This window comes from Kitasatospora sp. NPDC047058 (genome assembly GCF_040643935.1).
Classification (GTDB): Bacteria; Actinomycetota; Actinomycetes; order Streptomycetales; family Streptomycetaceae; genus Kitasatospora.
This window is the reverse complement of record NZ_JBEYVJ010000405.1, coordinates 1-5808: the sequence shown is the minus strand read 5'-3', so window position 1 is coordinate 5808 and position 5808 is coordinate 1. Positions and strand designations below refer to the sequence as shown.

Below are 5808 nucleotides of genomic sequence, written 5' to 3'. Positions count from 1 at the left end.
CCGCCGCCGACCCAGAGGTCGAAGCCGGGGCCGTGCTCGGGGTGGACCACGCCGACGAAGGCGACGTCGTTGATCTCGTGCGTGGGCGCGGTGACCTCGTCACCGGTGGCGACCACCACGGCGGTGGTGCGCGGCCGGGGCGGCCGCCAGCCGGCCCGTACCTCCCGGACGGCGGCGGCGAGCCGGGCGCCGGCCGGCTTCACCCGGCGGTCCGTGGTGAGCACGCCGAGGCTGTACTCCAGCTCGGGGAAGTCCGCCAGCGAGCGGTCCACGTCGTGCGAGCACCACCAGGTGACACCCCACAGGTCCGGGCAGTCCAGCACGGCGGCCACGGTGTCCCCGGTGAACCGGGCGGCGTCCCCGGCGGTGATGTGCGGGGCCGGCGCGCCGACCTCCTGCAGCCACACCGGGCGGTGCGGGTCGTCCGCCCAGGCCTTGGCGAGCTCGACCAGGTACGCGGCGTGCTGCGCGGTGGCGGTGGAGTGCGCGCCGTAGCGCTGCGCGGTGCCGTTGAACACCCAGGAGTGCACGGCGGTGGCGGCGCCGATCCGGGCCGAGTGCCAGGGGGTGAACGGGTGCTCGTCCAGGTACCAGGCGGCGTCGTAGGAGGCGTGCAGGTGGAGCCGGCCGGGCGCGCCCTGCTCGCAGGCGGCGAGCATCCGGCGCAGCCAGGCGTCGACCTGCCCGGGGTCGGCCCGGTCCGGGTCGGGGTGCGGCTCGCCGGAGAACTGGTTGACCTCGTTGCCGACCGTCATCCCGAGGAAGTTGGCGCGCCCGTGCAGGGCCGCGGCCAGCGTGCGCAGGTAGGCGGCCTGGCCGTCCAGCACGTCCGGGTCGGTGAACATGTTCCGCCGGTGCCAGGTCTGCGTCCAGGCGGGCTGGAAGTCGAAGCTGGACAGGTGGCCCTGGAGGCCGTCGACGGCGACGTCCAGCCCGCGCTCGCCGGCGGCGTCCACCAGGGCGGCGAGCTGTTCGACGGCGCGCGGGCGGATCAGGGTGCGGTTCGGCTGGAACACCGGCCACAGCGGGAAGACCCGGACGTGGTCCAGGCCGAGCCCCGCGACCGAGTCGAGGTCGGCGCGGACGGCGTCGAGGTCGAAGTCGAGCCAGTGGTGGAACCAGCCGGCGGTCGGGGTGTAGTTGACGCCGAAGCGGGGCGCCTGGGCGCGGGTGTCCTGGGCGGCGGTCATTGCTCGCTGCTCCCTCGGTGGGTGCGGCCGTCGCGGCTGCGGCGACGGGACTGGGAAGGGCGGGACCGGTCAGCCCTTGACGGCTCCCTCCTCGACGCCCCTGAAGAAGAAGCGCTGGCAGACGGCGAACACCACGACGACCGGCAGGAAGGCGATCATCGTCCCGGCGGCGATCAGCCGGGGGTTGGCGCTGAAGGTGCCGTTGAGGTACTGGAGGCCGACGGTGAGGGTGTACTTCTGCGGGTCGGTGAGTACGATCAGCGGCCACAGGAAGTCGTCCCAGGCGCCGATGAAGGTGAAGATGACGATCACGCTGAGCATGCCCCGCACGTTCGGCAGGCCGACGTGCCACAGGCGCTGCCAGACGTTGGCGCCGTCCACCAGGGCCGCCTGGTCCAGCTCGGGCGGCACGGCGGCGAACGCGGTGCGCATCAGCAGCACGTTGAGCATGGCGAGCGCGCCGGGCAGGGCGACGCCGGCCAGCGTGTCGGCCAGGCCGAGGCTGCGCACGGTCACGTACTGGGAGACCACGGTGGCCTCGCCGGGCAGCACCAGGGTGGCCAGGAAGAGGCCGAGGACCAGCCTGGCCCCGCGGAAGCGCAGCTTGGCGAGGGCGTAGCCGGCCAGGGTGCAGCCGACCACGTTGCCGAGCACCGCGATCGCGGCGACGACCAGCGAGTTGGCCGCGTAGGTCCAGACCGGGATGGTCTCGGCGACCTTCGCGTAGTTGGAGAAGGTGAGGTCCTCCGGGACGAACCGCGGGGTGCTGGTGTAGACGTCCTCGCCGGGGCCCTTGAGGGAGGTGGAGAGCTGCCAGAGGAACGGGCCGAGGACGAGGACCAGGACGAGCAGCAGGAGCAGGTAGCGCAGCGCGGCCTGGGCGGGGGTGGCGGTGTTGAAGCCGCGGGTGCGGCGCCGGCGCGGTGCGGTGGCCGGCGCCGGTACGGCGGGCCGGGCCGGGGCGGCGGTCGGGGTCACGGGTCAGGCCGCCTTCCGGTTGAGCCGCGTCAGCAGCAGCATCGGGCCGAGGGTGATGACGAACAGCATCAGGCTGAGCGCGGAGGCGTAGCCGAGGTGGCCGGTGAAGCCGCGGCCGTACATCTGGATCAGCATCACCACGGACATGTCCCGGCCGCCGGGGCCGCCGGTGCCGTTGGAGAGCACGTACAGCTCGGAGAAGACGCGCAGCGAGGAGACCGAGATCAGCACGGAGACCAGCAGCACGGTGGGCCGCACCCCGGGCAGGGTGACGTGCCAGAACCGGCGGACGGCGCCCGCCCCGTCCACGGCGGCGGCCTCGTGCAGCTCGCGGCCGACGTTGGCCAGTGCGGACAGGTAGATCACCATGTAGTAGCCGAGCCCCTTCCAGGTGGTCAGGGCGATCGCGCTGAGCAGCAGCAGCCAGCGGTCGGTGAGGAAGGGGACCGGGGAGTCGGCCAGACCGGTCTGCCGGAGCACGCCGTTGACCAGCCCGCGGTCGTCCAGCACCCAGCCCCAGATCAGCGCCACCACGACGGCGGAGGCGACCACCGGGGTGTAGAAGGCGGTGCGGAAGAAGGTGATGCCCGGGATCCTCCGCTGGACCAGCAGGGCGAGCAGCAGGGGCAGGACGGTCAGCAGGGGCAGGCAGACCAGCAGGTAGACGATGCTGTTGAGCAGGGCGTCGGCCAACTGGTCGTCGTCGAGGATGCGTTCGTAGTTCGCGAGGCCGGTGAACCGCCCGCCGCCCAGGGGCTTGGCGTTGGTGAACGACAGGATCACCGTGTTGGCGGCGGGCCAGAGGTTGAAGACGGCCAGCCAGACGATCGCGGGCCCGGCGAGCAGCCAGGGGGTGAACCAACGCCGGTGGGTCATGCCGTGCCTTGCCTTCCTGGGAGGTCGTTCCCGGTGGGCGGCGGGCCCCGGGGGTCCGTCCGCGGGACGGGCTCCGGTGCGGGCCCGGCCGCTCCGCCGGTGCCGGGAGGATCCGGGTCAGCCCTTGAGCAGCTGGTTGCAGCGCTCGACCGCGGTGTCCAGGGCCTGCTTGGAGCTCGTGTCGCCGCTGATCGCCAGGGCGATCTGCTGCTTGATGACGGTGCTCATCGCGTCGTCGACCTGGACGGGCTGGAGGATCTTCGCCTTGGCCAGCGAGGTGAAGGCGACGACCTTGGCGTCACCGGCGTTGGTGCCGTCGCTCCGGCTGAAGAACGGGTCGTTCGCGGACGCCTTGGTGGACGGGAAGATGCTGGTCAGGTGGGCGAACTTGGCCTGGTTCTCGGGGCTGGTGACCCAGCGGGCCAGGGCCACCGCGGCGGCCGGGTTCTTGCTGCTCTTCGGGATGGACAGGCCCTGCACGTAGAGCGGCGGGGTGCCCATCGCGGGGGAGGAGACGATCTTCGGGGCGAGGGTGGGGTTGTCGGTGGCGAGGGTGGTGATGAAGTTGGCGCCGCCGGTGGTCCAGGCGGCCGTACCGGCGTTGAGCAGCTTGGAGTTTCCGGCGTAGGTGTCGGTCAGCACGTCCTTCGGGAGCAGGCCCTCCTTGAACGCGTCCCGGTACTTGTCGAGCAGGGCGGCGGCCTCGGGGGTGTTGAAGGTGAAGGACCTGCCGTCGTCGGCCATCACCCTGACACCGGCGTTGACCAGGTCGCCGAGGCCGGGCTTGCGGCTCATCAGGTAGACCGAGCCGCCGGACTTCTCCTTGAACATCCGGGCCTGGGCGATGAGTTCGTCCAGGTTGCCGGGGAGGGCCTTCGGGTCCAGGCCGTTCTTGGCCAGCAGCTCCGCGTTCCAGTAGTTGACGTCGGTGTTGAGGTACCACGGGTAGCCGAAGGTGCCGTCCTGGCCGGTGAAGCGGTAGGCGTCGATGCCGCCGGCCACGTACTCGTCGGCGAGCTTCGGGTCCGCCTTGGCGACGTCCAGCAGCAGGTTCTGCTTGGCCAGCGGGAGGGCGAAGTCCGGCGGGAGGTTGACCACGTCCGGGAGGGTGCCGGCCGCGGCCTGGCTGAGCACCTTGTCCGAGTAGCCGTCGCCGGGCTGGTCGAGCCATTCGACCTCGACGCCCGGGTACTTCTGTTTGAATCCGTCGATCACGCCCTGCACGTAGTCGGTGAACTTCGGCTTGAGCGCCCAGGTCTGGAGCGAGACCTTGCCCTTGACCTCGCCGGTGGCGGCCGCACTCGCCGCGCTGTCGTCGCTCTTGGCGTCGGAGCCGAGTCCGCAGCCGGTGAGCACGGTGGTGGCGACCGCCGCCGTCGTGAGTGCCGCCCAGATTCTCCGCATGAGGGTCTCCCGGTCCAGGGGGGTGGGGTGGGGGATGTGCCGTGCTGGGTTCTTTCAGGCTGGTGTACTAAACCGGTCTAGCTCTGGCAGGGACTATGCTCCCGCCTAAACTTGGATGTCAAGAGAGGAGCCGGGTTCCGTGGGCAGACCGACCATCGCCGACATCGCCCGCCAGGCCGGTGTCTCCAAGGGCGCGGTGTCCTTCGCGCTCAACGGGCGCCCCGGGGTGAGCGAGGCGACCAGGGCCCGGATCCTGCGGGTCGCCGAGGAGATGAACTGGCGGCCGCACAGCGCCGCCCGCGCCCTGGGCGGAGCCCGCGCCGACGCGGTCGGCCTGGTGATCGCCCGCCCGGCCCGCACCATCGGCGTCGAGCCGTTCTTCAGCCAGCTGCTCTCCGGCCTGCAGGGCGTGCTGTCCGCCCACTCGGTCGCGCTGCACCTGATGGTGGTCGAGGACACCGCCGCCGAGATCGGGGTCTACCGGCGGTGGGCCTCCGAGCACCGGGTCGACGGCTTCATCGTGGTCGACCTGCAGGTCCGCGACCCGCGGCTGGAGGTCCTGGAGGAACTCGCGCTGCCCGCCGTGGTGCTGGGCGGCCCGGGCAAGGGCGGCGGCCCGCTGCGGATCTGGGCCGACGACCGGGAGGCGATGCTCTCGATCGTCGACTACCTGGCGGCGATCGGCCACCGCCGGATCGCGCACCTGGCCGGCCTGCCGCACTTCCAGCACACCCAGCGCCGGATCCGCGCGCTGCGCGACGCCTCCCGCCGGCTCGGGCTGGAGGAGGCGGTCTCGGTGCCCACCGACTTCAGCGACGCCGAGGGCGCGGCCGCCACCCGCACCCTGCTCTCGCGGCCCCGGCGGCCCACCGCGATCGTCTACGACTCCGACGTGATGGCGGTGGCCGGCCTCGGGGTGGCCGGCGAGATGGGCGTCGCAGTGCCCGGCGAGCTGTCCATCGTCTCCTTCGACGACTCCGTGCTCGCCCGGATCGTCCACCCGCCGCTGACCGCGCTCAGCCGGGACACCTTCGCGCTGGGCGAGCAGGTCGCCCGGAGCCTGCTCGCGGTGATCGACGGGGCCGGCCCGGGCCGCGACCTGCAGATGCCGACGCCGCGGCTCACGGTGCGCGAGTCCACCTCGCCGCCGGGCGGTTCAGCCGCCGGGGTGGCTCTTGCGCCGACCGTTGACAGCCGGCCTGAACCGGTTTAGCCTCGCAGCGCCGAGCGGGCCCCGCTCGGCGCGCCACCACGGGCGGGCACCGGCGAGCAGCCCGGGACACCCGTCGTGACGCCGCCGGGAGGCGCCGGGGTCACGCCGTGCGCCCGGGTCCAGCGCGCCCGGCGGTGTACGGCCGGC

General features: G+C 72.5%; 5 protein-coding genes. 1 reads left to right on the top strand and 4 read right to left on the bottom strand.

The features are described 5' to 3' along the window. The 4 genes from ABZ885_RS34050 to ABZ885_RS34035 all read right to left on the bottom strand — a co-directional run. The coding region (locus ABZ885_RS34050) for a glycosyl hydrolase (RefSeq protein WP_360197445.1) at window positions 1-1190 on the bottom strand (1190 nt) is incomplete at its 3' end. 69 nt (window positions 1191-1259) lie between these two features. Next, window positions 1260-2060, bottom strand: a complete 801-nt coding sequence (locus ABZ885_RS34045) for a carbohydrate ABC transporter permease (RefSeq protein WP_360197448.1) — start codon at window positions 2058-2060, stop codon at window positions 1260-1262. A gap of 111 nt (window positions 2061-2171) precedes the next feature. Then, window positions 2172-3044 (bottom strand): sugar ABC transporter permease, encoded by an 873-nt coding sequence (locus tag ABZ885_RS34040; RefSeq protein ID WP_360197442.1) that lies wholly within the window; start codon window positions 3042-3044, stop codon window positions 2172-2174. Window positions 3045-3161: 117 nt separating this feature from the next. Further along, window positions 3162-4448, bottom strand: coding sequence for a sugar ABC transporter substrate-binding protein (locus tag ABZ885_RS34035; protein ID WP_360197439.1), 1287 nt, complete (start codon window positions 4446-4448; stop codon window positions 3162-3164). A 139-nt stretch (window positions 4449-4587) separates the two neighbouring features. On the opposite strand from ABZ885_RS34035, the gene ABZ885_RS34030 reads away from it, so the two are divergent. After that, window positions 4588-5661, top strand: coding sequence for a LacI family DNA-binding transcriptional regulator (locus ABZ885_RS34030; RefSeq protein WP_360197436.1), 1074 nt, complete (start codon window positions 4588-4590; stop codon window positions 5659-5661). Window positions 5662-5808: the final 147 nt, after the last annotated feature.

Bases quoted from the DNA above. Each gene is read 5' to 3' on its own strand.
- ABZ885_RS34040 (WP_360197442.1), bottom strand. From the start codon at position 3,044: ATGACCCACCGGCGTTGGTTCACCCCCTGGCTGCTCGCCGGGCCCGCG.
- ABZ885_RS34035 (WP_360197439.1), bottom strand. From the start codon at position 4,448: ATGCGGAGAATCTGGGCGGCACTCACGACGGCGGCGGTCGCCACCACC.